Origin of the sequence: Nitrobacter sp. JJSN (assembly GCF_051912485.1) — a bacterium.
Classification (GTDB): Bacteria; Pseudomonadota; Alphaproteobacteria; order Rhizobiales; family Xanthobacteraceae; genus Nitrobacter.
The window spans coordinates 2,247,878-2,271,490 of sequence record NZ_CP196822.1 but is presented as its reverse complement, the minus strand read 5'-3'; the positions used below and the strand labels follow the sequence as shown (position 1 = coordinate 2,271,490).

General features: G+C 60.6%; 19 protein-coding genes. 8 read left to right on the top strand and 11 right to left on the bottom strand.

Annotated features, from left to right (window positions below; translation table 11 throughout):
* The first annotated feature begins 9 nt into the window (after nucleotides 1-9).
* From ACSZOQ_RS11260 to ahcY, 3 genes are all read left to right on the top strand, one after another.
* Nucleotides 10-1,362: a hypothetical protein gene (locus tag ACSZOQ_RS11260; protein ID WP_439922621.1), complete on the top strand. Its 1,353-nt coding sequence runs from the start codon at nucleotides 10-12 to the stop codon at nucleotides 1,360-1,362.
* Between the two features lie 57 nt (nucleotides 1,363-1,419).
* Nucleotides 1,420-2,616: a methionine adenosyltransferase gene (metK, locus tag ACSZOQ_RS11255; protein ID WP_439922620.1), complete on the top strand. Its 1,197-nt coding sequence runs from the start codon at nucleotides 1,420-1,422 to the stop codon at nucleotides 2,614-2,616.
* Between the two features lie 164 nt (nucleotides 2,617-2,780).
* On the top strand, nucleotides 2,781-4,223 hold the full coding sequence (ahcY, locus tag ACSZOQ_RS11250) for an adenosylhomocysteinase (RefSeq protein ID WP_439922619.1): 1,443 nt from the start codon (nucleotides 2,781-2,783) through the stop codon (nucleotides 4,221-4,223).
* 137 nt (nucleotides 4,224-4,360) lie between these two features.
* Here ahcY and ACSZOQ_RS11245 read toward each other — a convergent pair whose 3' ends face one another.
* The gene (locus ACSZOQ_RS11245) at nucleotides 4,361-4,642 is read right to left on the bottom strand and encodes a hypothetical protein (RefSeq protein ID WP_439922618.1); all 282 of its coding nucleotides are present in this window, start codon (nucleotides 4,640-4,642) and stop codon (nucleotides 4,361-4,363) included.
* A 235-nt stretch (nucleotides 4,643-4,877) separates the two neighbouring features.
* Between ACSZOQ_RS11245 and ACSZOQ_RS11240 the strand changes: the two genes are divergently transcribed.
* Together ACSZOQ_RS11240 and ACSZOQ_RS11235 are read left to right on the top strand one after the other, a co-directional pair.
* The gene (locus tag ACSZOQ_RS11240) at nucleotides 4,878-5,087 is read left to right on the top strand and encodes a cold-shock protein (protein ID WP_439922617.1); all 210 of its coding nucleotides are present in this window, start codon (nucleotides 4,878-4,880) and stop codon (nucleotides 5,085-5,087) included.
* 299 nt (nucleotides 5,088-5,386) lie between these two features.
* Nucleotides 5,387-6,106 carry a DUF899 family protein gene (locus ACSZOQ_RS11235; protein ID WP_439922616.1) on the top strand — a complete coding sequence of 240 codons (720 nt, stop codon included), beginning with the start codon at nucleotides 5,387-5,389 and terminating at the stop codon, nucleotides 6,104-6,106.
* Between the two features lie 31 nt (nucleotides 6,107-6,137).
* Here ACSZOQ_RS11235 and ACSZOQ_RS11230 read toward each other — a convergent pair whose 3' ends face one another.
* The 4 genes from ACSZOQ_RS11230 to ACSZOQ_RS11215 all read right to left on the bottom strand — a co-directional run bounded on the left by ACSZOQ_RS11230 (nucleotide 6,138) and on the right by ACSZOQ_RS11215 (nucleotide 11,689).
* Nucleotides 6,138-7,688, bottom strand: a complete 1,551-nt coding sequence (locus ACSZOQ_RS11230) for a reverse transcriptase domain-containing protein (protein WP_439922615.1) — start codon at nucleotides 7,686-7,688, stop codon at nucleotides 6,138-6,140.
* A gap of 867 nt (nucleotides 7,689-8,555) precedes the next feature.
* Nucleotides 8,556-10,394, bottom strand: a complete 1,839-nt coding sequence (locus ACSZOQ_RS11225; protein ID WP_439922614.1) for an aminopeptidase P family protein — start codon at nucleotides 10,392-10,394, stop codon at nucleotides 8,556-8,558.
* Between the two features lie 90 nt (nucleotides 10,395-10,484).
* Nucleotides 10,485-11,381: a 50S ribosomal protein L11 methyltransferase gene (locus ACSZOQ_RS11220; RefSeq protein WP_439922613.1), complete on the bottom strand. Its 897-nt coding sequence runs from the start codon at nucleotides 11,379-11,381 to the stop codon at nucleotides 10,485-10,487.
* Between the two features lie 29 nt (nucleotides 11,382-11,410).
* Nucleotides 11,411-11,689: a hypothetical protein gene (locus ACSZOQ_RS11215; protein ID WP_439922612.1), complete on the bottom strand. Its 279-nt coding sequence runs from the start codon at nucleotides 11,687-11,689 to the stop codon at nucleotides 11,411-11,413.
* Nucleotides 11,690-12,204: 515 nt separating this feature from the next.
* Between ACSZOQ_RS11215 and ACSZOQ_RS11210 the strand changes: the two genes are divergently transcribed.
* Entirely contained in the window at nucleotides 12,205-12,351 is a 147-nt protein-coding gene (locus ACSZOQ_RS11210; RefSeq protein WP_439922611.1) for a hypothetical protein, read from the top strand.
* Nucleotides 12,352-12,451: 100 nt separating this feature from the next.
* On the opposite strand, the gene ACSZOQ_RS11205 is transcribed toward ACSZOQ_RS11210, so the two are convergent.
* Entirely contained in the window at nucleotides 12,452-14,059 is a 1,608-nt protein-coding gene (locus tag ACSZOQ_RS11205; protein ID WP_439922610.1) for a phytoene desaturase family protein, read from the bottom strand.
* Nucleotides 14,060-14,297: 238 nt separating this feature from the next.
* Between ACSZOQ_RS11205 and ACSZOQ_RS11200 the strand changes: the two genes are divergently transcribed.
* A complete protein-coding gene (locus ACSZOQ_RS11200; RefSeq protein ID WP_439922609.1) occupies nucleotides 14,298-16,571 on the top strand; it encodes a spermidine synthase in 2,274 nt (757 codons plus the stop codon).
* A gap of 12 nt (nucleotides 16,572-16,583) precedes the next feature.
* Here the strand turns inward: ACSZOQ_RS11200 and ACSZOQ_RS11195 are convergent, their stop codons facing one another.
* A complete protein-coding gene (locus ACSZOQ_RS11195) occupies nucleotides 16,584-17,396 on the bottom strand; it encodes a L,D-transpeptidase family protein (RefSeq protein WP_439922608.1) in 813 nt (270 codons plus the stop codon).
* 278 nt (nucleotides 17,397-17,674) lie between these two features.
* Between ACSZOQ_RS11195 and ACSZOQ_RS11190 the strand changes: the two genes are divergently transcribed.
* Nucleotides 17,675-18,007 carry a hypothetical protein gene (locus ACSZOQ_RS11190; RefSeq protein WP_439922607.1) on the top strand — a complete coding sequence of 111 codons (333 nt, stop codon included), beginning with the start codon at nucleotides 17,675-17,677 and terminating at the stop codon, nucleotides 18,005-18,007.
* A 69-nt stretch (nucleotides 18,008-18,076) separates the two neighbouring features.
* Here ACSZOQ_RS11190 and ACSZOQ_RS11185 read toward each other — a convergent pair whose 3' ends face one another.
* From ACSZOQ_RS11185 to ACSZOQ_RS11170, 4 genes are all read right to left on the bottom strand, one after another.
* The gene (locus tag ACSZOQ_RS11185) at nucleotides 18,077-18,838 is read right to left on the bottom strand and encodes an ABC transporter permease (protein WP_439922606.1); all 762 of its coding nucleotides are present in this window, start codon (nucleotides 18,836-18,838) and stop codon (nucleotides 18,077-18,079) included.
* Nucleotide 18,839: 1 nt separating this feature from the next.
* On the bottom strand, nucleotides 18,840-19,760 hold the full coding sequence (locus ACSZOQ_RS11180; RefSeq protein ID WP_439922605.1) for an ABC transporter ATP-binding protein: 921 nt from the start codon (nucleotides 19,758-19,760) through the stop codon (nucleotides 18,840-18,842).
* A 132-nt stretch (nucleotides 19,761-19,892) separates the two neighbouring features.
* Nucleotides 19,893-20,282, bottom strand: a complete 390-nt coding sequence (locus ACSZOQ_RS11175) for a hypothetical protein (protein WP_439922604.1) — start codon at nucleotides 20,280-20,282, stop codon at nucleotides 19,893-19,895.
* A 484-nt stretch (nucleotides 20,283-20,766) separates the two neighbouring features.
* Nucleotides 20,767-23,373: an ATP-dependent helicase gene (locus tag ACSZOQ_RS11170; protein WP_439922603.1), complete on the bottom strand. Its 2,607-nt coding sequence runs from the start codon at nucleotides 23,371-23,373 to the stop codon at nucleotides 20,767-20,769.
* Between the last annotated feature and the right edge of the window lie 240 nt (nucleotides 23,374-23,613).

Here is a 23,613-nt window from a genome sequence, read left to right as displayed (position 1 = left end):
CAAACTGCGATGACCAACGATCAACTGCTGAGCCAGATTTCAGACTATTGCCGCCGGGCCGGAATGGCGGAATCGACCTTTGGCCGGCGCGCAGTCAATGACGGCAAGCTCGTGCATCGGCTGCGCGAGGGCAAGCGCATCACCATCGACACGCTGAACCGGATTGAGGCCTATATCGCCTCGGGCTCGCCGGATGGCGCGGCGCCGGTCCGCAGGCCGGAGCCGATCGAGCGGCGCGATCCCCGCGCCAATTTCCGCTTCTTCGAGAACCGGCAGAAATATCTGCTGTTCGTCCATACCTGCAGCGAGAAGCGCGTTATCGCCGACCGCGTCGCACTGGAGTTCAGCAGCATTCATCCGCGCCCGCCGGCCTTGCGGGTGTTCGACGCAGGCGTTGGCGACGGTACAGTGCTGGCGCGCGTGATGCGTTCCATGCACGGCCGCTTTCCCCACATGCCCTTCTATATCGCGGGCAAGGAACTCAGCCTCGAGGACATCAAGCTGACACTCGACAAGGCGCCGGACCGGTTGTTTGAGCATCCGGCGACCGTCCTGGTGCTGACCAACATGAATTACGCGGAGGCGCCCTGGCTCGCGCCCCGGTCACCCCAGGCTGCGGCCGGCACGGTGTGGCGCGAGGTGCCGCTACGCGGCGCGTCCTCCGGCGAGTTCGAGACTCAGATCCGGGACCTGTGGCCGTATCTCGAGGAGAACTGGCGGGCGAACGTCAGTCCGGTTACGGGGATGCCGATCTACGAGCGCCCCGTCGTGCTGGTGATCTATCGGGAGGACCATCAGTTCCTGCTTGATTCGGTGATTCCGCGGGCCGGGCGGGTCGAGGCCAACTTCGATCTGGTGATTGCATCGCAGCCTTATCGGGCCAAATCTTCCCTCAACTTCAGGGCCAGACGGATAATCGCTCCCCTGGCTCGGGCGTTGCGGCCCGGAGGGCGTTTAATAGGAATACATTCTCATGGCCGGGACCCCGGGTTGGAGATCGTCCAGGCGGTCTGGCCAGGAGAAAACCCTTTCGCCGTGAGCCGTCATGAGCTATTGCGCGCTGTGAAATACGAGCTTGGTTCGGTGGGGCGCGACCTTAATTTTAACGCTTATGCCGACCACCGTTCGATCTTTCGCTATGATATGGAAGCGCTGCCCAATGAGGTCACGGGATCGATCGGTACCTCGACAGCGTTTGCAGCATGGAATGCGGCGGTTTATGTCGCCCAAGTCGAAGACGACCGGTTGACGGAGATGACCCAAAGCGGCCGCTATCTGGACGCCACCAGAGAGGTTTTGCGCAAGCACAATGGTCTCTGGTTCTACGACGAATCCTACGTCATCTCGCGTCGCCGGGACTGACATTCCAGGTTAACAGCACGAAAGGACCGCCACCTCTGGCGGATGAAGGGACGATTGATGCGCGGATCTTACTTGTTCACGAGTGAATCGGTGTCCGAAGGGCATCCGGACAAGGTGTGCGATCGTATTTCGGACGAGATCGTCGATCTGTTTTTCAGCGAGGGTCCGAAAGCCGGCATTGATCCGTGGGCGATCCGCGCCGCGTGCGAGACGCTAGCCACCACCAACAAGGTGGTGATCGCCGGAGAAACACGCGGACCTCAATCCGTCACCAAGGAGAAGATCGAAAGCGTGGTCCGCGCCGCGATCAAGGACATCGGCTACGAGCAGGATGGTTTTCACTGGAAAACCGCCGACATCGAGATCCTGCTGCATCCGCAGTCGGCCGACATCGCGCAGGGCGTCGATGCCTTGCAGCCCGGCACCAACAAGGAAGAGGGCGCCGGCGATCAGGGCATCATGTTCGGCTACGCCTGCAACGAGACGCCGGACCTGATGCCGGCACCGATTTTCTACGCTCACAAGATCCTGCGGCTGATTTCTGAGGCTCGCCACTCCGGCAAGGAAAAGGTGCTGGGTCCGGATTCCAAGAGCCAGGTCACGGTGCAATATGAGAACGGCAAGCCGGTCGGCGTGCGCGAAATCGTGGTGTCGCACCAGCATCTCGTCGAGGACATGAGCTCCGATCAGGTGCGCGAGCGCGTCGAGCCCTATGTGCGCGAGGCATTGCCGAAGGGCTGGATCACCGACAAGACCATCTGGCACATCAATCCCACCGGCAAGTTCTTCATCGGCGGCCCCGACGGCGACGCCGGGCTGACCGGTCGCAAGATCATCGTTGATACTTATGGTGGCGCTGCGCCGCATGGCGGCGGCGCTTTCTCCGGCAAGGACCCCACCAAGGTCGACCGTTCGGCGGCCTATGCCGCGCGCTACCTCGCCAAGAACATCGTCGCCGCCGGTCTCGCCGACCGTTGTACGTTGCAACTTGCCTACGCCATCGGCGTAGCGCGTCCGCTGTCGATCTACATCGACACGCACAGCACCGGAAAGGTTCCCGAAGACACGCTCGAGCGGATCGTGTCTGAGGCGATGGACCTGACGCCGCGCGGCATCCGCAAGCATCTCGACCTGAACCGGCCGATCTACGCGCGCACCTCGTCCTACGGCCATTTCGGCCGCACGCCGGATAACGAGGGCGGGTTCTCCTGGGAGAAGACCGATCTCGCCGAGGTGCTCAAGCGCGCGGTGTGATGTTTCCTTTCACTCTCCCCGCTCGCGGGGAGAGAGGTCGCCGCGTCTTCGCGGCGGGTGAGGGCCAGCCCTCCCAACTAACAGATTGTCGTGGCGCCGTATCGCCCCTTACCCCGACCCTCTCCCCCGTAAACGGGGACAGGGAGCAGAGCAGGAAAATCAGCATGACCACCGCCACCGCCACCGCCAAGCAGGCCGCAGGTTTCACCGACTACATCGTCAAGGACATCGGCCTTGCCGATTTCGGCCGCAAGGAAATCTCGCTCGCCGAGACCGAGATGCCCGGGCTGATGGCGACGCGCGAGGAATACGGCCCCAAGCAACCGTTGAAGGGCGCGCGCATCGCCGGCTCGCTGCACATGACGATCCAGACCGCGGTGCTGATCGAAACGCTGAAGGCGCTCGGCGCCGACATCCGCTGGGTCTCCTGCAACATCTATTCGACGCAGGATCACGCCGCCGCGGCGATCGCGGCCGCCGGCATTCCGGTGTTCGCGGTGAAAGGCGAGACGCTGAAGGACTATTGGGACTACACCGCAAAGCTGTTCGACTGGCACGGCGGTGGCCACCCCAATATGATCCTCGATGACGGCGGTGACGCGACGATGTACGTCCATCTCGGCCTGCGCGCCGAGAACGGCGACACCGCGTTCCTCGACAAGCCCGGCTCCGAGGAAGAGGAAGTGTTCTTCGCGCTGCTCAAGAAGCAGCTCAAGGAGAAGCCGAAAGGCTACTTCGCTGGTATCGCCGAGAGCATCAAGGGCGTCTCAGAGGAGACCACCACTGGCGTGCATCGTCTCTATGACATGCAGAAGGCCGGAACGCTGCTGTGGCCAGCGATCAACGTCAACGACAGCGTCACCAAGTCGAAGTTCGACAACCTCTATGGCTGCCGCGAGTCGCTGGTCGACGGCATTCGCCGCGGCACCGACGTGATGATGAGCGGCAAGGTCGCCATGGTCGCGGGCTTCGGCGACGTCGGCAAGGGCTCGGCCGCTTCGCTGCGCCAGGCCGGCTGCCGCGTCATGGTCTCCGAGATCGATCCGATCTGCGCGCTGCAGGCGGCGATGGAAGGCTACGAGGTCGTGACCATGGAGGACGCCGCGCCGCGCGCCGACATCTTCGTCACCGCCACCGGCAATAAGGACATCATCACCATCGAGCACATGCGCGCGATGAAGGATCGCGCCGTCGTCTGCAACATCGGCCACTTCGACAACGAGATCCAGGTCGGCGCGCTGAAGAACCTGAAGTGGGACAACATCAAGCCACAGGTGGACGAGATCACCTTTGCCGACGGCAAGCGCATGATCCTGTTGTCGGAAGGCCGTCTCGTGAATCTCGGCAACGCGATGGGGCATCCGAGCTTCGTGATGAGTGCGTCGTTCACCAACCAGACACTGGCGCAGATCGAGCTGTTCGCCAACAACAAGGACAGCAAGTACAAGAAAGAGGTGTACGTGCTGCCCAAGACGCTGGACGAAAAGGTGGCGCGGCTGCATCTGAACAAGATCGGCGTCAAGCTCACCGAGCTTCGCAAGGACCAGGCCGACTACATCGGCGTCAAGGTCGCGGGCCCGTTCAAGAGCGATCACTACCGATATTGATCGGCCACATCGTCATCGCCGGGATAAACCCGGCATGACGACAGGGCTCTACGACGCCAAAAAGCCCCGGAGCGATCGCGGGGCTTTTTTATGTTGCGTCAGTCATTCGCGCTCGGCGCGCTCGCGGCCTGTCCGCGCTACGTCGTCCGGCCGGTGCTCTTTTGCGACGCGAGAAAATCCGACAGCTTGGGTGTTTGTTTGGCCGCGGCTTTCTTCCGGGCGGGTGCTTTCACCGGCTTCGGCTGCGACGCCTCGTCGGCTTCCTTCGCCATCCGCAGCGCGCGCAGGCGTTCCATGTTCTTGCGGACGGCGACGTCGCGGGCCTCGATATCGGAACGGGCTTTTGCGCCCTCGATGGCGGCGAGGCGCATCCGCTCGTTGCGGGCCAATTGCGAGGGGCTCGGCGGGGTCTTGGTCATGGAACTCATATAGGTATCATCGGCCAAAATGCCAGAGTGGGGCCGGAATTTGCTATTTCCGCCCGGAAATGCTATGGGCGCTGTCATTCGATTGCTGGCATTGGTTTTGTTAGAGCGCCGCAAGTCTTCTTTCAAAGACGAAGGCTCCTTTCCAAAGACATCGCTGAGATTGGATGTATCGCGCGACGGTGCGCGGAACCGCGCATCTGCGCGTTTTGGAACAAGGACGACTCTAATGACGACAGGTACAGTGAAGTGGTTTAACGGCCAGAAGGGCTTTGGCTTCATCCAGCCGAACGACGGCGGCAACGACGTGTTCGTGCACATCAGTGCGGTGGAGCGCGCGGGCCTCTCCGGCCTCAATGAGGGCCAGAAGGTCAACTTCGAGCTGAAGACCGACAAGATGCGCGGCAAGGTCAGCGCAGAAAACCTCTCGCTCGCATAAGATTCATGACTGCGCCGTCTGTCATCCCTATGTGATGATGGCGGCGCATCATGCAGGGAATCGCAAAGCGCCGTGACCCGCGGATGAACCGGGACGCGCTTTAGGTTTCACGCTTCGTTTCACGAACGTACTGAAACGGGCGTTCAGGGAGCCTCGTCAGCAATGACGGGGCTTTTTTGTTGCGTGGAATTCCGCCGGGACGAGGCATCCTCGCGCCCCCTGGAACTCCACTCCGTCGCGCGCGTTTTCTCCGTTCCATTCCGCACGCGATCCCCCCACAGCATTCCGCGAGGCTCCTAATGGAACATCTGCGATATCCGAACGAGAGCGAGGGCTATCGCGCCGCGCGCAACCGGCTGCTGGAGGAGGAAATCAAGCTGCGCGCGCAGATCGAGGCGGTGGCGGCGAGACGCCGCGCGTTGCCGATAGGTGGCGAGGTGCCATGGGATTACGTGTTCGAGCGCATCGGCAACAATCTCATGCCGGAGAAGGTGAGGATGTCCGAGCTGTTCGGCCCGCACGACACGCTGATCCTCTACAGTTTCATGTATGGCCCCGAGCGCGAGTCCCCGTGCCCCGGCTGCACGCATCTGCTCGATAGTATCGACGGCGCTGCGCGGCACCTCACCCAGCGCGCCGCGTTTCATGTCGTCGCCAAATCGCCGATCGCGCGGCTCATGGCGTTCGCGCACAAGCGCGGCTGGCAGCACATGTCGCTACTCTCGACCGCGGGCAACTGTTACGACGGCGACTATTTCGGAGACACCTCGAAGTTCTCAAAGGCCATGCGCGCGCAGCACAGGGTGCCGGAGGGCCAGAGCTGGGATGAGACGATCTTCAACGTGTTCAAGAAGCGCAACGGAAAAATCCATCACTTCTGGGGCTCGGAGATGGCCTTCGCACGCCCGGAGCCGGGCCAGCACCACCGCGCCGGCGATCTCGCCGATCCCTTGTGGAATCTTCTCGACATGACGCCGGAGGGGCGAGGGGAGACGTGGTATCCGAAGGTGGAGTATTAGGGCGACAGCCCGACGATGATTGTCAGCCGATTCATAACTTAGCGAGTTCGTCGGCATGAACAGCAAGAAACTCGGCACTTTGGAGTTTCGTCGAGGCGTTAATTCCTCGGGTCGCAATGCCGATGACCTCGTATTTGTCGTTCAACACTGGTCCGCCGCTGTTGCCTTCGATAATTTTTGCGGTGATCTCGATATTTGTAACACCGGACCTTGGAAAGGTTCTTATTAGGGTGCCGTGCTCAATGCGAACGGGACGGGCAGCAAAGTGATTTGGGTATCCGAGCAAGATTATTGACGCTCCACTTGCGAGGGCCGTTCCATTATGAAGTGGGATCGCGTGTACGTTTTTTAGCTCGGGTGGAATGTCAAAAATAGCCAAGTCTCTGTGATCGTCCTTCACTTTCAGTTTTAAGGGAAATTTTTTTGAGTGGTCGGCATGATGATAGATATATGGATTTACTCCAACACAGTGTTCGCAGCTGACAATTCCAACATCTTTCAGAAAAAATGCACTCCCCTGGGAGGCGGCGTCATTCTCTAGAACCCACACAGCTTGCGCTGCAATTTCTGAAGGACTTAGCTCAGTTCGAATCTTTCCGCCCGTAACTAGCTGATTAAATTGTAAGGCAAGTCTCTTGTATACGGCATCAGGCCGCCCTCGTATTTGTCCAATGAACTCTATCCGGCCACGCAAGACCGACTGAAAATTCCGCCCATTTCCGCGGTATGAGTCATCGAATTCTTTCTGGGCAGCATCCAAACCAAACTTTTTCCAAACAAATAGCATCGCGCGTACTTCTCTTATGTAGCTTCGGCGGACGTTTACCCGTTTATTCACAACTAAGCCGGTCACGACCTGGCGCCGCGCGCGACTCGTTAGCCGAGATTTTTTTTCGTTGATCACAAAGCCGTTTTCTTCGACGATGTCGCGCAATGCCTTGGCGACTTGCGTTTGAGGCCTTCCCTCGGCGTCTAGTCCTAGAGACGATAATGGCATGAGCTGCCGATTGGTTGAAAATGTCATGTCGTCTGCATATCGTGAGTAAACGCATTTGTTAGCTGCTGCGAAGCGGCTCAATTCAGCATCCATTTTGGCGCAAACTAAATTCGACAAAACCGGCGAAGTTGGTGCGCCTTGGGGGAGCTCGTTATCCAACGTACAAGCCTTCGCGATGGCAGCAGCTACCTTCGGAGCGATATTATGGGGCGCCTTCGAAAGAAGGCCGAAAATCCGCCCATAGTTGATGGTTGGAAAGAAGTCTTGCAGGTCGATGTTTAAAATGTGCCTTTGGCCAACATGCATCGACGCGTTGCGCTCAATGTTTCGGCCTTTGACGAATCCCGTAACAGACGATCTGAAATTAAAAAGAGCATTAAGTTCTCTAGCTAGATTTTTCTGAATGATTTTTAGGTTTGTCGCCGGGGCTCTAATTTTCCGGCGGTCGCCACTTCTTTTGGCTATCTCAAAGTACTTGTACTGAGAGGCGATGTTTTTCCGATAAATATAATACCCAAGCTGTTTTGACGAGCATCCAAGTAATGCTCCTAACGAACTTAGATCGTACGTTTTCTTGAGATCCATTGTCTGCGATGAAGGTGACGCGATTGCGGAGCTTCTCACTTATCATACGCAGGGTACATCGTGGCCAATTCGCCGCGCGCCGCTCGCGCCGTTTCTGCACCGACATTTTTAGAAAGGTCGCAGTATCGACGACCAGTACAAATTCCACAATCGCGTCTTCACCAACTTAGATATATTGACGGCTTCGGTCAAAGCTCGGCTTGACAAGTTCAGTAATATGATTATATTCCTATTCGTCTCGCCTCGATAAGAGGGGCGGCTCGCGATCGTCACGATACGCGGGGCGGGATGCGGTGGACGCGGCAGCGTCAGGCCGGAACGAAGGTCGTAGGGCGCAAGCCCGGAGCAAGGATGCTTTCCTCCCTGGAGGGGCATTGAAGCTTCGGAAGCCGCGTGAGCGACCGGAAGTCTGGCTGACGACGACGCTGCGCGATGCGGGCCGGGACGGAGATGCGTCCCACTTGCATTGCCTTTGCGCGGCGGTCCAAGTCGTGTGGTCCTTCCGAAATCCGGACTGCTCTTTCGCGCGCCAACCGGCGCAAGAAAGTACCGCGGAGACGACGGCGTCAGGCTTCGGCCGTTGCCGGGGAGAGCACGAAGCAAGCCGAAAAACCACTGTGTGCGGAACGCCGGATGTGTCCGGTGCTTTCGTGGTGACTAACTCGTGCGCTTGTTTTCATCGCGCATGAGGCTGCGGACGCACCCTGCGTCCGGCGTTCCGCGCGCCCTCACTTTTGGGCGTGGCGCGAATGGGGCAAGCCCCAAGCGCGCGTGAGAGGGACGGGACAAGTTGAGCGACGGCGTCCCCGCGCCGCAAATAACAGGGGCGATGTCGCACGTCGGGAGGTGATGACGAATGTCAGGAGGTCAGGCCCGGTCTTCCACATGCAGCGGCTCCGTCGCGGCGTCGAGCCAGACCTTGGTGGCCTCGTCGAGATGCGGGCGCACCTCGCGGCGGACGCGGGCATGATAGTCGTTGAGCCACGTCAGCTCTTTCTTGCTGATGCGGTGATCGATCAGGCGGCGGTCGATCGGCGCCAGCGTCAGGGTCTCGAAGCCGTTCATGGGTTTCTCGGCGTCGGGAATTTCGCTTGCCATGACCAGCACCAGATTTTCAATCCGGATGCCGAACGCATCACGCTTGTAGTAGCCGGGCTCGTTGGACAGGATCATGCCGCGCTTCAGTGGCGTGGTGCCGAGTTTTGAAATCCGCGCCGGACCTTCATGCACCGAAAGATAGCTGCCGACGCCGTGGCCGGTGCCGTGCTCGAAGTCGGCGCCGGCCTGCCAGAGGAACTGCCGCGCCAGCGTGTCGAGCTGCGCTCCGGTGGTGCCGTCGGGAAATACCGCACGCGCGATGGCGATGTGGCCGCGCAGCACGCGGGTGAAGCGGTCGCGCATCTCGTCGGTCGGATTGCCGATCGCGATGGTGCGGGTGACGTCGGTGGTGCCGTCCTCGTATTGCGCGCCGGAATCGATCAGCAGCAGATCGCCTGACACGATGCGGCGGTTGCTCTTGCGGGTGACGTGGTAGTGGACGATGGCGCCGTTCGGTCCGGTGCCCGAGATGGTGGGAAAGGAGACGTCCTTCAGTGCGCCGGTGTCACGGCGAAAGGTTTCCAGTGCCTCGACGGCGTCGATTTCGGTCAGCGTGCCCTTCGGCGCCTCGCGGTCGATCCAGGCGAGAAACCGCGCCAGCGCCACGGCGTCGCGTTGATGCGCGGTGCGGGCGCCCGCGATCTCGGTCGGGTTCTTCACGGCCTTGAGCAGCGCGACGGGATCGCTGCCGCGCACCGGCTTGCCGCCGGCAGATGTGATCAGACGGGTCAACGCGTCGGCGGCGGTGGCGCTGTCGAGCGCGATGGATGCACCGGATTTGGCCGTGACGGTCAGCGCTTCTGTCAACGCGTTGGGCTCGCGTACATCAGCATTGCGCTCGAGATGATCGCGACTGACGTTGGAGAGTTTGCGGGAATCGACGAACACGATGGGACGTCCGTTCTTCGGCACGAAAGCGTAGGACAAAGGCAGCGGCGTATGCGAGACGTCGGCGCCGCGAATGTTGAAGGTCCAGGCCACCGCGTGGGAATCCGACAACACCAGCGCATCGACTCCGAGCTTTGTCATTTCGGTGCGGATGCGCGCGAGTTTGTCGGCCTCAGATTCGCCCGCGAACGTCGCGCCATGGATCGTAACCGGGCCGAGCGGCTGTGCGGGGCGATCGGTCCAAATACTGTCGACCGGATTGCTCTCGACGGGGACCAGTTCGGCACCGGCTTTCGTGCAAGCCTTGGCGAGACGTTCAACTGCCGCCGACGTATGCAGCCATGGATCGTATCCGAGGCGGTCACCGGCCGTGAGATGCTCCGCCAGCCAATTTTCCGGGGGCGGATCGATCAGCGAAGCGATGCCCCAAGCCTGGGTATCCACCTGTTGCGCCGCCTGCAATGTGTAGCGGCCGTCGACAAACACCGCGGCTTCCTTCGCGAGCACGATGGCGAGGCCGGCTGATCCGGTGAATCCGGTGAGCCATGCCAGCCGCTCCTCGGAGGGCGCGACATATTCGTTCTGCTGCTGGTCGGCGCGCGGAATCACAAATCCCGTCAGTTGCCGCCGCGCCAGTTCCTCGCGAAACGCGGCGAGACGGGCGGTCAGCGCGACGCCGCCTTCGGGATCCTCGAATGTCTGGAAATGAGCTTCGAACATTGTCCGCCTATCCTAGGACCGTGGAAATGGCTGCGCAACGTCCCGCGCGCGCCGCGCAGCGTCATCGTGAAAGGCGGCGAGGGACTAGCGTTACCTGCGATTCTGCATCAGCAGGCTGCACCATCCGTCGATCCGCATCTGCTGGATCAGCACCAACCCCTGCGCGCGATAGGCTGCGATCACGCCGCGGGTCTGATGCGGCAACAGCCCCGACAGGACCACCATGGCTTCGGGTGCAAGATGCGTTGCCATGGCCGGCGCCATCTGCCGCAGCGGATTGGCGAGGATATTCGCCAGCACCAGATCGAATGGCGCGTGCGCGCGAAACGGCGGCGCGGAAAAGCCGGTCGCGCAGATCGACTCGACAAGATTGCCGACGCCGTTCAACGCGGCATTCTCCCGCGCCACGATTGTCGAACGTGGGTCGATGTCGCTGGCCAGCACTTTTCGCCGCAGCGCCTTGGCAGCGGCGATGGCGAGAACGCCGGTGCCGGCGCCGAGATCGAGAACGCGCCGTGGCATCTTGCTGTGCAGCACATGATCGAGCAGCAGCAGGCAGCCGCGCGTGGTGCCGTGGTGACCAGTTCCGAATGCCAGCGCCGCCTCGATCTCAATGCCGAGTTTGTTTGGCGGGACGCGGGCGCGGTCATGCCGGCCGTGGACGATGAAGCGGCCGGCCGGAACCGGCGCCAGACCTTGAAGGCTGGCCTCGACCCAGTCCTTGGCGGCGATGGTATCGAAGGCGATGGTTTGCGCGATGTCATCGCCGGCGGTCAGCGCGACCAGCGTGCGGATTCGCTCTTCATCAGGCGGGTCGGCGAAGTGTATCGAGACGCCCCAGCGCCCGTCGCTGCGTTCGAATGCGGCAACCGCAGCCTCGCCGTCCTCGAGACACTCGGTCAGGAGATCGACGGCCCGTTTTGCGATCCGCTCCTCACCGATGACGAAGGCGGCGCGACTGGTCGCTGGCGTGACGGCGTTGGTCATCGGGGGCCCGACGGATGGCGGTCCAGGGGTCAGGTCGTGCCCCAGTTTTTGGCGATGAGATAGCCGATGCCGTAGGCCGGTGCGGCCACCAGCAGAACGGCAATCGCCATGAGAAGCCAGCCTTTTAGAACGCCGGCCCAGCCGCCCGTTTGCCAAAGCTGTTGGGGCCCCGGGTGACCGTAGGCCCATAGTGACCATGTGGCGGCCAAGGCCAGGTAGATGTCAAAAGTGTTCCGGGATGTGCCGAGGTAGCCTCCGTATAACGGGACAATAACCGTGAGAAAGACCCGGCCAAGAATTTGCAGCACATAGACCCCCAGTACTTGCCTACTTTCGCTAGGCATTTGCTTTAGTGCAAATCGGAAACTTAGACGATGGAAAACGCAGGGGCGGAAAGGCGCAGGCGGCGGGGATGGCGGCAAAGAAGCGGCCTGAGATTGCCAAAAAGGCAGGCCGCGAGCGCCCGAGCCGGTAAATCCGCGAAGAAAGCGTCGGGCCACCGTGCGGGATCCACAAATGGTCGGGGAGACATACCCGGATTATCCAACAGGCCCCGATCGGCTGTTGCAGGCTTTTTCACATCGTTTTCCACAACTTTTCCACAGAGATATCCACAGGTTTACCACCGGCCTGATACCAAGTTTTGCACAGGATTTCGACGGCCTTATCCACAGACGGAAGCGGGCGATTTGCCGCAAAATTGCATCGGTAACCGCGAGGGTTAATCCCGGGTAGCACCTGTGTTCAAATTCCAGCGGAATCGCGGCGAGGTTTTTTAGAGGTTTGTCGCTACCGATGTCCCCAAGCAGAATGCGGGGACGTCATGGAATTGCAGGGCATCGATCAGGTCGAGCCGGCCGGCAGAACATCCGGGATCGCGACCGAGGACATCATGTGGGCGTTCGGTATCAGCGTCGTTCTACTCGGACTGACGCCGTTGATGGCGGTCTATGTGTTGCTGATCGCCTGAGCGGTTAAAGTGTTTTCGAACGAAGCGGATAGCAGCTCGCGTGAAGAAAACGCATCAAGTCAAAAATCATTGAGCCCCGCTTCTGATTCCATCAGAGAATCTAACGGCGGGCGAATAGCGACCGGTGATCCCGCAGGATCGTGCGCGCCGCGTTATGGCCGGGGGCGCCGGTGACGCCGCCGCCGGGATGCGAGCCGGCGCCGCAATGATAGAGACCTTTCAATGGTCCCCGGTAGTCGGCGTGCCCCAGCATCGGCCGGGCTGAGAACAACTGGTTGAGCGTGAGCGCACCATGAAAAATGTCGCCGCCCAGCAGTCCGAACTCGCGCTCGAGGTCCAGCGGCGACAGGATTTGCCGGCCGATGACGCTGGCGGCAAAGCCTGGCGCGTAGCGGTCGACGGTCGCGATCATAAGATCGGCGACCTCATTGCGATGGTCATCCCAGGATGCCCCGTTGGGCAGCTGCGGCGCCACATGCTGGCAGAACAGGCTCGCGACATGCTGACCCGGCGGCGCGAGCGAGTCGTCGATCACCGAGGGGATCAGAAGCTCCACCACCGGTTCGCGGCTCCAGCCGAACTGACGCGCATCCTGCCAGGCACGGTCCATGTACCCGAGACCAGGTGCGATGATGATGCCGGCGCTGAGATGGTTGCCCGCGCCCGGCAAGGCGGAGAATGAGGGCAGGGCCGATAGTGCCACGTTCATCCGGAAGGTTCCGGAGCCGTTGCGCCAGGTCTTGATGCGGTTGAGAAAGGTGGGCGCGAGCGCGTCGGCGGGCAGCAGCCGCGTGTAGAGCAGCTTCGGGTTGACGTTCGCGGCGACATATTTTGCGCGGATCGTTTGTCCGTCGTCGAGGACCACACCCGTCGCGCGGCCGCGCTCGACGGCGATCTCGCTCACACCGGCTCCCGTCTCGATCTCGGCGCCGTGCGCACGGGCGGCCTTCGCCATCGCCTGGGTGATCGCGCCCATGCCACCGATGGCGTGGCCCCAGACGCCCTTCTTGCCGTTCACTTCTCCGAAAGCATGGTGCAGCATCACATAGGCCGAGCCGGCCGCGTAGGGGCTTGCGTAGTTGCCGACGATGGCGTCGAAGCCGAACAGGGCCTTGACCAGATCGGTTTCAAAGCGATCGTCGAGTATGTCCCCGGCCGATCGCGTGAACAGATCGAGCAGGCTGCGTTTTTGCTCCAGTGACAGACCGCGCAGGATTCCGGCGGAACCGATCGCGTTGACGACCTCATGCGCGGCGTTGAGGCCGAACCCCTCGACGAGGTTCGGCGGTGCGCGCAGCACGAAATGCCGGATCACGTCGGCGATCTCTTCCAATTCGCGCATGAAGTCGCCGATCGCACCGGCATCCCGTTCGCTCAGGCGAGCAACCGATGCCGCGGTGCGGCCTTCGCCGGTGAGGAGATAGCGGCCGTCGGGCGCGGGCAAAAAATTCTGGGCGCGGCGTTCGACGATCCGCAGACCGTGGTCATGCAGCCGCAAGTCCGCGATGACTTTCGGATTGAGCAGGCTGACGGTGTAAGCCGCGACCGAATTGCGGAATCCGGGATGGAATTCCTCCGTCACCGCTGCGCCGCCCACCACCTTGCGCCGCTCCACGACCTTGACCCGCAGTCCGGCCATCGCGAGATAGGCCGCGCAGGTGAGGCCGTTGTGGCCTGCGCCGATGACGACGACGTCGGTCTCTGACATATCCGCTTCAAAGTCCTTTGACGGTCTGACGTGTTCGGCCGCCGTTCAGTTTCGAGGCGCCTTTATCGGAGAGGCCGATGGATGGCACAAGGCCGGACGGATCGATTTCCGACCCGCCGCGGCGCCTGCGTTGCCCGCGGCGCAAGCCTGTGTTCCTATCGAAGCCGGTTCAATCGTCGATCGTCTGTTTTGCCGTGCCCCTGCCGGCGGTCGCTGCCAGCCTCCTGCCGGAGCCTTCATGACCTCGCCGCTGCCGTTCTCCGCGCAGGACCACTCTTCCAGCACCCGCAACGGGCTCATCCTTGTGATCTATACCGTGGCGATCTTCACCAGCGCGCTGCTGCTGTTCTCGGTGCAGCCGCTGTTCACGAAGATGGTGCTGCCGCGGCTTGGTGGTTCGCCGGCGGTTTGGTCAGTGGCGATGGTGTTCTTCCAGTCGCTATTGCTCGGCGGCTATGCCTACGCGCACTACCTGATGAAGCTGCGCAGCCGCATCGCGCCGGTAGCGATTCATCTGGCGCTGCTTGTCGTTGCGTTGCTGACGTTGCCGCTGTCGATCCCGGAGGGAAGGGGTGAACCGCCATCGAGCGGTTACGCGATCTGGTTGCTGGCGATGTTCGCGATCTCGATCGGGCTACCGTTCTTCGCTTTGGCCGCGAACAATCCACTATTGCAGGCGTGGTTCGTCCGCACCGGACATCCCAATGGTCGCGACCCATACTTTCTTTATGCCTCGTCGAATATCGGCAGCTTCCTGGCGCTGTTGTCCTATCCGGTGCTGCTGGAGCCGATGCTGACCGTGCGCGCGCAGAATCTGCTCTGGACCGGCGGTTACGGCGCGCTGATCCTGCTGATCGCAGGATGTGGGATATTGCTGTTGCGATCGCCCATGGTCGCGGCTGTCGATGTCAATGATGAGGTCAACGCCGCCGCGCCGGACTGGCTGCTTCGTTTTCGCTGGATCTTTCTGGCCGCTGTTCCATCGGGCCTGCTGATTGCCGTGACGGCTCACATCTCGACAGATGTCGCCGCCGCGCCGCTGCTGTGGGTGCTGCCGCTGTCGCTGTATCTGCTGACATGGGTGCTGGTGTTCCAGTCGCGTCCGTTGTTGCCGCACCGATGGATGCTGGCGCTGCAACCGCTCGCCATTGCCGGTGTCGTCATCCTGCTCGCGATCGGCGGCGAGCAGAACCTGTTGCTGACGCTCGGCGGTCATCAGCTCTGCTTCTTCGTGATCGCCATGGCCTGTCATGGCGAACTGGCGCGCACCCGTCCAGTATCACGCTATCTGACGAGCTTTTATGTCGCGCTGTCGTTCGGCGGCATGATCGGCGGCTTGTTTGCGGGCTTGATCGCACCGTTTACGTTCTCGTGGATCGCCGAATATCCGATACTGCTCGCGCTGGCCGCGCTGTGCCGGCCGCCCGGTGATGAGTTGCTGCCGCGTTGGAGCCGCTGGTACGCGCCGGTTCTCGCACTGTTTGCGGCGATGCTGGTAATACCGGCATGTTCCCGTGGCGCGGTGTGGTCGTGGCTGGACGATCATCGCGTCTGGGTGATTGGCGCGGTTGCGGTGCTGGCTGCGTTGCTTGCCGTCGCGGTTCGGGTGAATCGCTGGAAGATCGCCGCGACCGTCGTGCTGGCATTAGCGCTGATCCGCGTCTATCCCGCCGACGAGGGGCGGGTCGAGACCGTGCGCAGTTTCTTTGGCGTTCACAAGATCGTAGTGACGCCGAACGGGCAGTATCACGTGCTGATGCACGGTACCACCATTCACGGCGCCGAACGCGTGCTCAACAACGACGGCACGCCAATCACCGGACGGCCCGAGCCGATTTCTTATTATCACAGGGACGGTGGCATCGGGCAGGCCATCGCTGCGATCCATGAACGCAAGGGCGGCCCGATCCGCGTGGCCGTGATCGGCCTCGGCGCGGGAACGCTGACCTGCGCGTCACGGCCGGATGAAAACTGGACATTCTTCGAGATCGATCAGTCGATGGTCGACACCGCGAAAGACCCGAAATACTTCACCTATGTCAGGAATTGCGCGCCGGATTTGAAGCCAGTGATGGGCGACGCGCGACTGACATTCGCGCGGGAGCCTGATGGCATCTACGACCTGATCATTGTCGACGCCTATTCCTCGGACGCGATTCCGATTCATCTCGCCACCATGCAGGCCATGAAAATCTACAAGGACAAGCTCGCGCCGCACGGCGCGGTGGTGATGCACGTCTCGAACCGTCATCTCGAGCTCGCCAGCGTCGTCGTTGGCATTGCTGACGCCAATCACCTCAAGAGCTGGGTCTATAACGATGACTCAGGCCGCGATGACGAGTACATCTTTGCGACGAATGTGGTTGTCTCGGCACGGGAAGCCGCAGATGTCGGAAAACTCGCGTCGTCGGTTCAATGGGCGCTCACCAACCCGACCGAAAAGCAGCGGGTCTGGACCGACGACTATTCCAACATTCTCGGCGCGGTCTGGCGGCGGCTCCGCGATGGTTAAAACCAGCAGCGGTCAGTCGTTCATATCCGTGAACAGGCCGCGCGGCTGATAGGGCCGCGGCGCGTAGACCTGAGGTTGGTAAGGCTGCGCATAACCGTAATCGGCTTGATCGTTGCCATAATACTGCCGCCGCTCGGGAGTGTTTTGCGCACCATAGAGGGGGCGGGAGCTGCGCGGGGCGGGATAGCGCTGATCGCTGGAGCTGCCGTCCGCCGGATAAATATAGCCGTCGCCGCCGCGAATGGTGGCCGGCTGCTGCTGAGCGGGCGCGATCTGTCCCGGCGTCAGTTGGATCGGATTTCCTGCGGCGTCATAAGACTGGTAGTCAGGCGCTGCATCGCGACGGGCCACATCGGTGCTGCGCTTGCTGCGAGGATTGCGCGCCAGTGCGACGCGGGACGATCCGGTCAGCGTCACAGTCGTATTGAGGACGCCTTCCTTCTGCACCAGCGCATAGAGCGTCGATGCATTGGTGCGCGAGATGCGCACGCAGCCGTGCGAGACGGGGACGCCCAGACTGCCCTCAGAGAAGGTGCCGTGGATGGCATGACCGATCTTGGTGAAGAAAATCGAGTGCGGCATCGGCGCGTCGTCGAATTCCTTGGAGAAGTGGTCAGCTTCCATGCGGAAGGTTTGGAATTTGCCGTTCGGGGTTTCGTGCGACGGATTTCCGCTCGAGACCGGCCAATGATAGCGCTCGACGCCGTCGACGGAGACGGTCATCTGCTGATTGTCCTTGTCGACCAGGATCGACACCTTGGCATCGGCGGCACTGCCCGCGGCAAAAAATATCAGACCAATGATCGGAATAAGAAACGTACGCATTTTACCTCGGCTTCGAATGCCACCTGCCGTCCCCCGTCCCATATATGCGCTCAAAATGATTCGGCTTCCAGTAGCGGATTTGCGCGATCGTTAACTCGCGAAGCGGCATAACCGAGGCCAAGACACGGCTAAAAAGCCGCATGGGAGAGGGGTTCGTTACAAGCGACTGCAACCAGCGACGGTTCGGGAACCTTTGGAGCGCAATCACGTTATGCTTACCTCAATCCAGTGACCATGGCCCGTTCGCGGCTGAGCCCAGCACAAGGATATAGATAAAGATGAAGATCAGAACCGGAGCATTGCCTATCAAAGCTTCCATCCGGCTGCAGTTCGCTGTAGCGGCGACGGCGCTGGCCCTCTTCTCCATTCCGCATCTGGTGCACGCTCAAGGCGTCATCGGAGGCATGGAGCGGGGCGCAAATGAAGGTTCGCGCGAGGGTAATCGTGCGGCTGGTCCGGTCGGCGGCGCGGTTGGCGGCGCGATCGGCGCAGGCGTCGGTGGCGCGGTTGGTGGCGTCAAGGGAGTGCTCGGCATTCCGGATCGCGGACCGCGCCGCGGGCATCGATGCCGCGGCTATTGGCGGCACGGCCATTTCCACTGCTATCGATAGGGCATGTCTGGCATAACGAAATCGCGGTCCGGGTCAAACCGGGCCGCGATTTTATAATTTGCACAAGCCTCAGTTCTTCAGCCGGTAGCCGGTCTTGAAAATCCACCACACGAGGATCATGCAGACCGCGAGAAAACCCAATGTCATGCCCATGCTCACGGATAAGCTGACGTCGGCGATTTCGTAAAAACTCCAGCGGAAGCCGCTGATGAGGTAGACCACGGGATTGAACAGCGCGATGGTTTGCCAGCCGGATGGCAGCATGCTGATCGAATAAAAACTTCCGCCGAGGAATGTCAGCGGCGTAATCACCAGCAGAGGAATCATCTGCAGCTTCTCGAAACCGTCGGCCCAGATGCCGATGATGAATCCGAACAGGCTGAAAGTCACAGCGGTCAGCACCAGAAATGTCAGCATCCATACGGGATGCTCGATGTGCAACGGCACGAACAGGCCCGCAGTGGCGAGGATGATCAAGCCGAGAATAATCGACTTGGTCGCGGCCGCTCCGACATAGCCCAGCACGATTTCGAAATAGGAGACGGGCGCCGACAGGATCTCGTAGATGGTGCCGATGAACTTCGGGAAATAGATCCCGAATGATGCATTCGTGATGCTTTGCGTCAACACCGACAGCATCACCAATCCGGGTACGATGAAGGTGCCGTAGCTGACGCCTTCGACCTGCGTGATGCGCGATCCGATCGCTGCGCCGAACACGACGAAGTAAAGCGACGTCGAGACCACCGGCGAAACGATGCTTTGCAGCAGCGTGCGCCAGGTTCTCGCCATTTCAAACCGGTAGATCGCCTTCACAGCCTCGAAGTTCATGTCAGGCCCTCACCAGACTGACGAAGATCTCTTCCAGCGAGCTCTGGGTCGTATCGAGGTCGGAAAACCTGATGCCGGCAGCGCGGAGATCGCTCAGCAGGCTGGTGATGCCGGTATGTTCGCTCCGGGTGTCGTAGGTGTAGATCAGCTCCTTGCCGCCATCGGCAAGCTCGAGGTCGTAGGCCGCTAGTGGTGACGGCACGGCGTCGACCCTGCCTTGCAGATGCAGCTTTAGCCGTTTTTTGCCGAGCTTCTGCATCAGCGCAGCCTTTTTCTCGACCAGGATAATCTCACCCCTGTTGATGACGCCGACGCGGTCGGCCATCTCTTCAGCCTCGTCGATGTAATGCGTCGTCAGAATGATCGTGACGCCGGATCGTTGCAGCGTCCGCACCACGTCCCACATGGCTTTGCGTAGTTCGACGTCGACGCCCGCGGTCGGCTCGTCGAGAAACAGGATTTGCGGCTCGTGCGACAGCGCTTTCGCAATCATCACGCGCCGCTTCATGCCGCCGGACAGCGTGACGATCTTGTTGTCCTTCTTGTCCCACAGCGACAGGTCCTTCAAAACCTTCTCGATGTGAGCCGGGTTCTTCGGCTTGCCGAACAGCCCGCGGCTGAAACTGACGGTGGCCCAGACCGTTTCGAACGCATCGGTGTGCAGTTCCTGCGGCACGAGGGCGATCAGCGAGCGGGTAGCCCGAAAGTCGCGCTGGATGTCGTGACCATCGACAAGCACCTGTCCGGCCGTCGGGTTCGCGATGCCGCAGATGATGCTGATGAGCGTCGTCTTGCCGGCGCCGTTGGGGCCGAGCAGCGCGAAAATCTCACCCCGGTTGATATCGAGGTTGATGGTCTTCAGCGCTGTGAAGCCGGAGGCGTAGGTCTTCGTGAGATTTGAAACGGAAATGATAGGCGACATGCAAGCTTGATGCGTTGTGAGCGGGCGGAAAAAGGACGAAGGATGATTATCGCGGCCGGGTGGCAGGACGACGGAGAGTGCGGATCAATAGATAGGAATGCGTGCGAGGTTTCGCAATCGGTAGGCGCGAGATTAGCCCTGCTTCTTCCGGCTTAAGAAGCCCACGAATGCTGTACAAGCCGATAGGAAAAATACCCCTTCGTCAAATCCAACTTTCTCGTTGTTGCCGAAGACGAGAGCGTGCCTAATTCCTTTCTCGTCGCTCGTGTAAGCGTATAATTTATCGAATGCATCGGCGAGAGCCCTATGAACTCCGGTCTCATTTATAAGGGATTTCAATGCCTTTGATAAAACGGCGCTTTGATCACCTGTAAAATCTTTCACTGCGCTCTCTACAGCGTGAATCAATTCGCGAACTGCCGTTCTGTATTCGCCTTCTCCAAGTGCGCTAAGCGCTGTCTGTAGGTGCGTTTTACTCCCGGAAAACGAAGATGAAAAAGCGACTTGCATATCGCGTTGCAACGACTGGGTCTCTTCCTTTCCGAGGGCGGGAAAAATTGTCTTTGCGTCGACCGAAAGTCGATAAGGACTGAACGGCTTCTCGATTGCCTTCGAAATTCGCGTGGCTAGATCATCTGGGCAGTCTGTATCGCGAATAATAAACTGTAAAAAATCAAAGATCTCGACGTAATCAGCCTCCTTAAAAAATTGCTCCAGCTTTTCAAATACTCATCTTTGTAAAAGTACTCTACGTAGTCGCTAATAAATTGGTGGCGCCGAAGAACAAATTCGCGAGTCATCATGCTGCTGGCTGGATCGACTAAGTACTGTCCAGGCCTGCGATAATCATTTTCTCGTATGTGGTCGTCCAGAAAAAAGAAGATGGGCGTCCAGATTGATGCTCGAAGACGTTGATCAATTTCGCCCCATTTCAGAATAGCAGGGAATTTTGCTTTCCCTTCGGCTTCTGCGAATGAAACCCTGGTTCGATCCATGGATTTTTGCCTTACATCCGCTCCACAAAGCTGTCGACCACCTTTTTCTCGCCGGCTTTTTCGAAGACGATGGTCAGCTTGTTGCCGTCGATCCGCGCCACTTTGCCGTAGCCGAATTTCTGATGAAAGACCCGGTCGCCCAGTGAGAAGGTGGAGGTCGCGCCGGTGGATTTTGCGACCAGTTCGCCGTCGATCGTGAACGGCGCGCGCTTCGATTTTGTCCGACTCGCATTGTAGGGTGTGCCGGTCTCATTAAAGCCGCCGCGACCGCGGTTGGCCTGCGCGCGCTGCCAGCCGGGCGTCGCATAACTCGAGCCGAACGACTCGACGTTGTCGAAACGCGAGGGACCGTAGCCGCTCGTTCCGCCCCAACCCGAGCCACCCTTCGATTCCGTGATCTCGACATTATGCGCCGGCAGTTCGTCGAGAAAGCGGGACGGAATTGTCGTCGACCAAGAGCCGTGAATGCGCCGGTTGGTGGCGAAGTAAAGCTTCGCGCGACGGCGCGCCCGTGTCAGGCCGACATGGGCGAGCCGGCGTTCTTCCTCAAGGCCGGCGCGTCCCTGATCATCCAGCGCGCGCTGATGCGGAAACAGACCTTCTTCCCAGCCGGGCAGGAAGACGTTGTCGAATTCGAGTCCCTTGGCGGAATGCAGCGTCATCACCGAGACGGCATCTTCGTCGGGACCACCGTCGCGATCCATCACCAGCGAGATATGCTCGAGGAAACCCTGCAGGTTCTCGAACTCCTCCATCGAGCGCACCAGTTCTTTCAGGTTCTCGAGGCGGCCCGCGGCATCGGCCGAGCGGTCCTTCTGCCACATCTCGGTGTAACCGCTCTCATCGAGCACGATCTCGGCAAGCTCGGTGTGCGGCATGGATTCGCGCTGCACGCGCCAGCGGTCAAAACTATCGAGCAAGCCGCGCAACGATCCGCGCGCTTTCGGCTTCATCTCGTCGGTCTCGACGACGGCGCGGGCGGCCTCGCTGAGCGGGATCTGCCGCTTGCGGGCGATCTCGTGCAGAATCTGGACGGTGGCATCGCCCAGGCCGCGTTTGGGTACGTTGACGATGCGTTCGAAGGCGAGATCGTCGGCCGGCGAGTTGATGACGCGCAGATAGGCGAGCGCGTCGCGGATCTCGGCGCGCTCGTAGAAGCGGGGACCGCCGATGACGCGATAGGGAAGGCCAAGCGTTACAAAGCGGTCTTCGAATTCACGCATCTGGAACGAGGCGCGCACCAGGATTGCGATCTCGTTCAGTTTTTGGCCAGCGCGCTGGAATTGTTCGATTTCCTCGCCGATGGCGCGGGCTTCCTCCTCCGAGTCCCATGAGCCTGTGACGGTGACTTTCTCGCCATCGACATCCTCGGTGCGCAGCGTTTTGCCGAGCCGGCCCTCGTTATGTGCGATCAAGTGCGAGGCGGCGGCGAGGATATGGCCGGTGGAGCGGTAGTTGCGCTCCAGCCGGATAACCTTGGCGCCGGGGAAGTCGTGCTCGAAGCGCAGGATGTTGTCCACCTCTGCACCCCGCCAGCCATAGATCGACTGGTCGTCGTCGCCGACACAGCAAATGTTTTTGGGTGCGGAGATTCCTGCAGGTGGGAATGAACCCTCTCCCTTTGCGGGAGAGGGTGGCGAGCCAACGGGTCGACGCAAAGCGTCGCCCGATGATGAATTCCGCGAGCCGGGTGAGGGGTTATCACCTTCGACGCCATTCAAAGTATACCCCTCACCCGCTTCGCCACTCCGTGGCTCCGCACCCTCTCCCGCAAGGGGAGAGGGAAAAGGCGCGCGTGATGGAGACGGCGCCTGCGACAGCAATCGCAGCCACAGATATTGTGCGACGTTCGTATCCTGATACTCGTCGACGAGGATGAACTTGAAGCGGTTCTGGTATTGCCGAAGCACGTCCGGATGCTCGCGGAATAGCCGGATGTTCTCCAGCAGCAGATCGCCGAAATCCGCGGCATTGAGAATTTTCAGCCGCGCCTGGTAGGCGGCATAAAGCTTGCCGCCCCGACCGTTGCCGAATACGGCGGCTTCACCGGACGGCACCTGTGCCGGCGTCAGGCCGCGATTTTTCCAGCCGTCGATCAACCCCGCCAGCATCCGCGCTGGCCATCGCTTGTCGTCGATGTTGTCGGCCTGCAGAAGCTGTTTGAGCAGGCGGATCTGGTCGTCCACATCGAGAACGGTGAAGTTGGATTTGAGCTGCACCAGTTCGGCATGAACCCGCAAGATTCGACCGCCGATGGAATGAAAGGTGCCGAGCCACGGCATGCCTTCGACTGCTTGTCCGAGCATCTGGCCAAGCCGATGCTTCATCTCGCGTGCGGCCTTGTTGGTGAAGGTCACCGACAGGATTTCGCCGGGGCGGGCACGGCCCTGGCTGAGGATATGCGCGATACGAGTCGTCAGCACACGGGTCTTGCCCGTGCCCGCGCCAGCCAGCACCAGAACCGGTCCGTCCAGCGTTTCCACCGCCTCGCGCTGTTCCTGATTGAGGCCGGCCAGATACTGTGGCGTCGCCGCTGCGCGCGCGCGCGCAGCGATGCCACCGGCGGCGGGCTGGTGCTCTGGAACGTCGCGATGGATCAATCTGTTCGGTTCGGTCATGCGAATCGTCTTCTCCCCACGATGACACTGCGGGGCCGCGAAGGGGAGCCTTCTTAGCAGGATTGGGAGGATATATAGGGGCACCGACGCGTTTAGCATCAGTTTTCCCGTCCCCCGAGCGCACACGCAATTCCTGGCGGATGATCGCAATTTTGTTCCGTAAAACCGGGCGTTTTTCGGGGATTTTTCGCTTTCCGGCAGCGAGGAACCTTTGTTCCACGGATGGATTGTTTTCTCAGT

Coding starts and splice junctions, on each gene's coding strand:
- ACSZOQ_RS11190 (WP_439922607.1), top strand. CDS start 17,675: ATGAAGATCAGAACCGGAGCATTGCCTATCAAAGCTTCCATCCGGCTG.
- ACSZOQ_RS11230 (WP_439922615.1), bottom strand. CDS start 7,688: ATGGATCTCAAGAAAACGTACGATCTAAGTTCGTTAGGAGCATTACTT.
- ACSZOQ_RS11210 (WP_439922611.1), top strand. CDS start 12,205: ATGGAATTGCAGGGCATCGATCAGGTCGAGCCGGCCGGCAGAACATCC.
- ACSZOQ_RS11235 (WP_439922616.1), top strand. CDS start 5,387: ATGGAACATCTGCGATATCCGAACGAGAGCGAGGGCTATCGCGCCGCG.
- ahcY (WP_439922619.1), top strand. CDS start 2,781: ATGACCACCGCCACCGCCACCGCCAAGCAGGCCGCAGGTTTCACCGAC.
- ACSZOQ_RS11240 (WP_439922617.1), top strand. CDS start 4,878: ATGACGACAGGTACAGTGAAGTGGTTTAACGGCCAGAAGGGCTTTGGC.
- ACSZOQ_RS11195 (WP_439922608.1), bottom strand. CDS start 17,396: ATGCGTACGTTTCTTATTCCGATCATTGGTCTGATATTTTTTGCCGCG.
- ACSZOQ_RS11260 (WP_439922621.1), top strand. CDS start 10: ATGACCAACGATCAACTGCTGAGCCAGATTTCAGACTATTGCCGCCGG.
- ACSZOQ_RS11245 (WP_439922618.1), bottom strand. CDS start 4,642: ATGACCAAGACCCCGCCGAGCCCCTCGCAATTGGCCCGCAACGAGCGG.
- metK (WP_439922620.1), top strand. CDS start 1,420: ATGCGCGGATCTTACTTGTTCACGAGTGAATCGGTGTCCGAAGGGCAT.
- ACSZOQ_RS11225 (WP_439922614.1), bottom strand. CDS start 10,394: ATGTTCGAAGCTCATTTCCAGACATTCGAGGATCCCGAAGGCGGCGTC.
- ACSZOQ_RS11205 (WP_439922610.1), bottom strand. CDS start 14,059: ATGTCAGAGACCGACGTCGTCGTCATCGGCGCAGGCCACAACGGCCTC.
- ACSZOQ_RS11220 (WP_439922613.1), bottom strand. CDS start 11,381: ATGACCAACGCCGTCACGCCAGCGACCAGTCGCGCCGCCTTCGTCATC.
- ACSZOQ_RS11200 (WP_439922609.1), top strand. CDS start 14,298: ATGACCTCGCCGCTGCCGTTCTCCGCGCAGGACCACTCTTCCAGCACC.
- ACSZOQ_RS11180 (WP_439922605.1), bottom strand. CDS start 19,760: ATGTCGCCTATCATTTCCGTTTCAAATCTCACGAAGACCTACGCCTCC.
- ACSZOQ_RS11185 (WP_439922606.1), bottom strand. CDS start 18,838: ATGAACTTCGAGGCTGTGAAGGCGATCTACCGGTTTGAAATGGCGAGA.
- ACSZOQ_RS11170 (WP_439922603.1), bottom strand. CDS start 23,373: ATGACCGAACCGAACAGATTGATCCATCGCGACGTTCCAGAGCACCAG.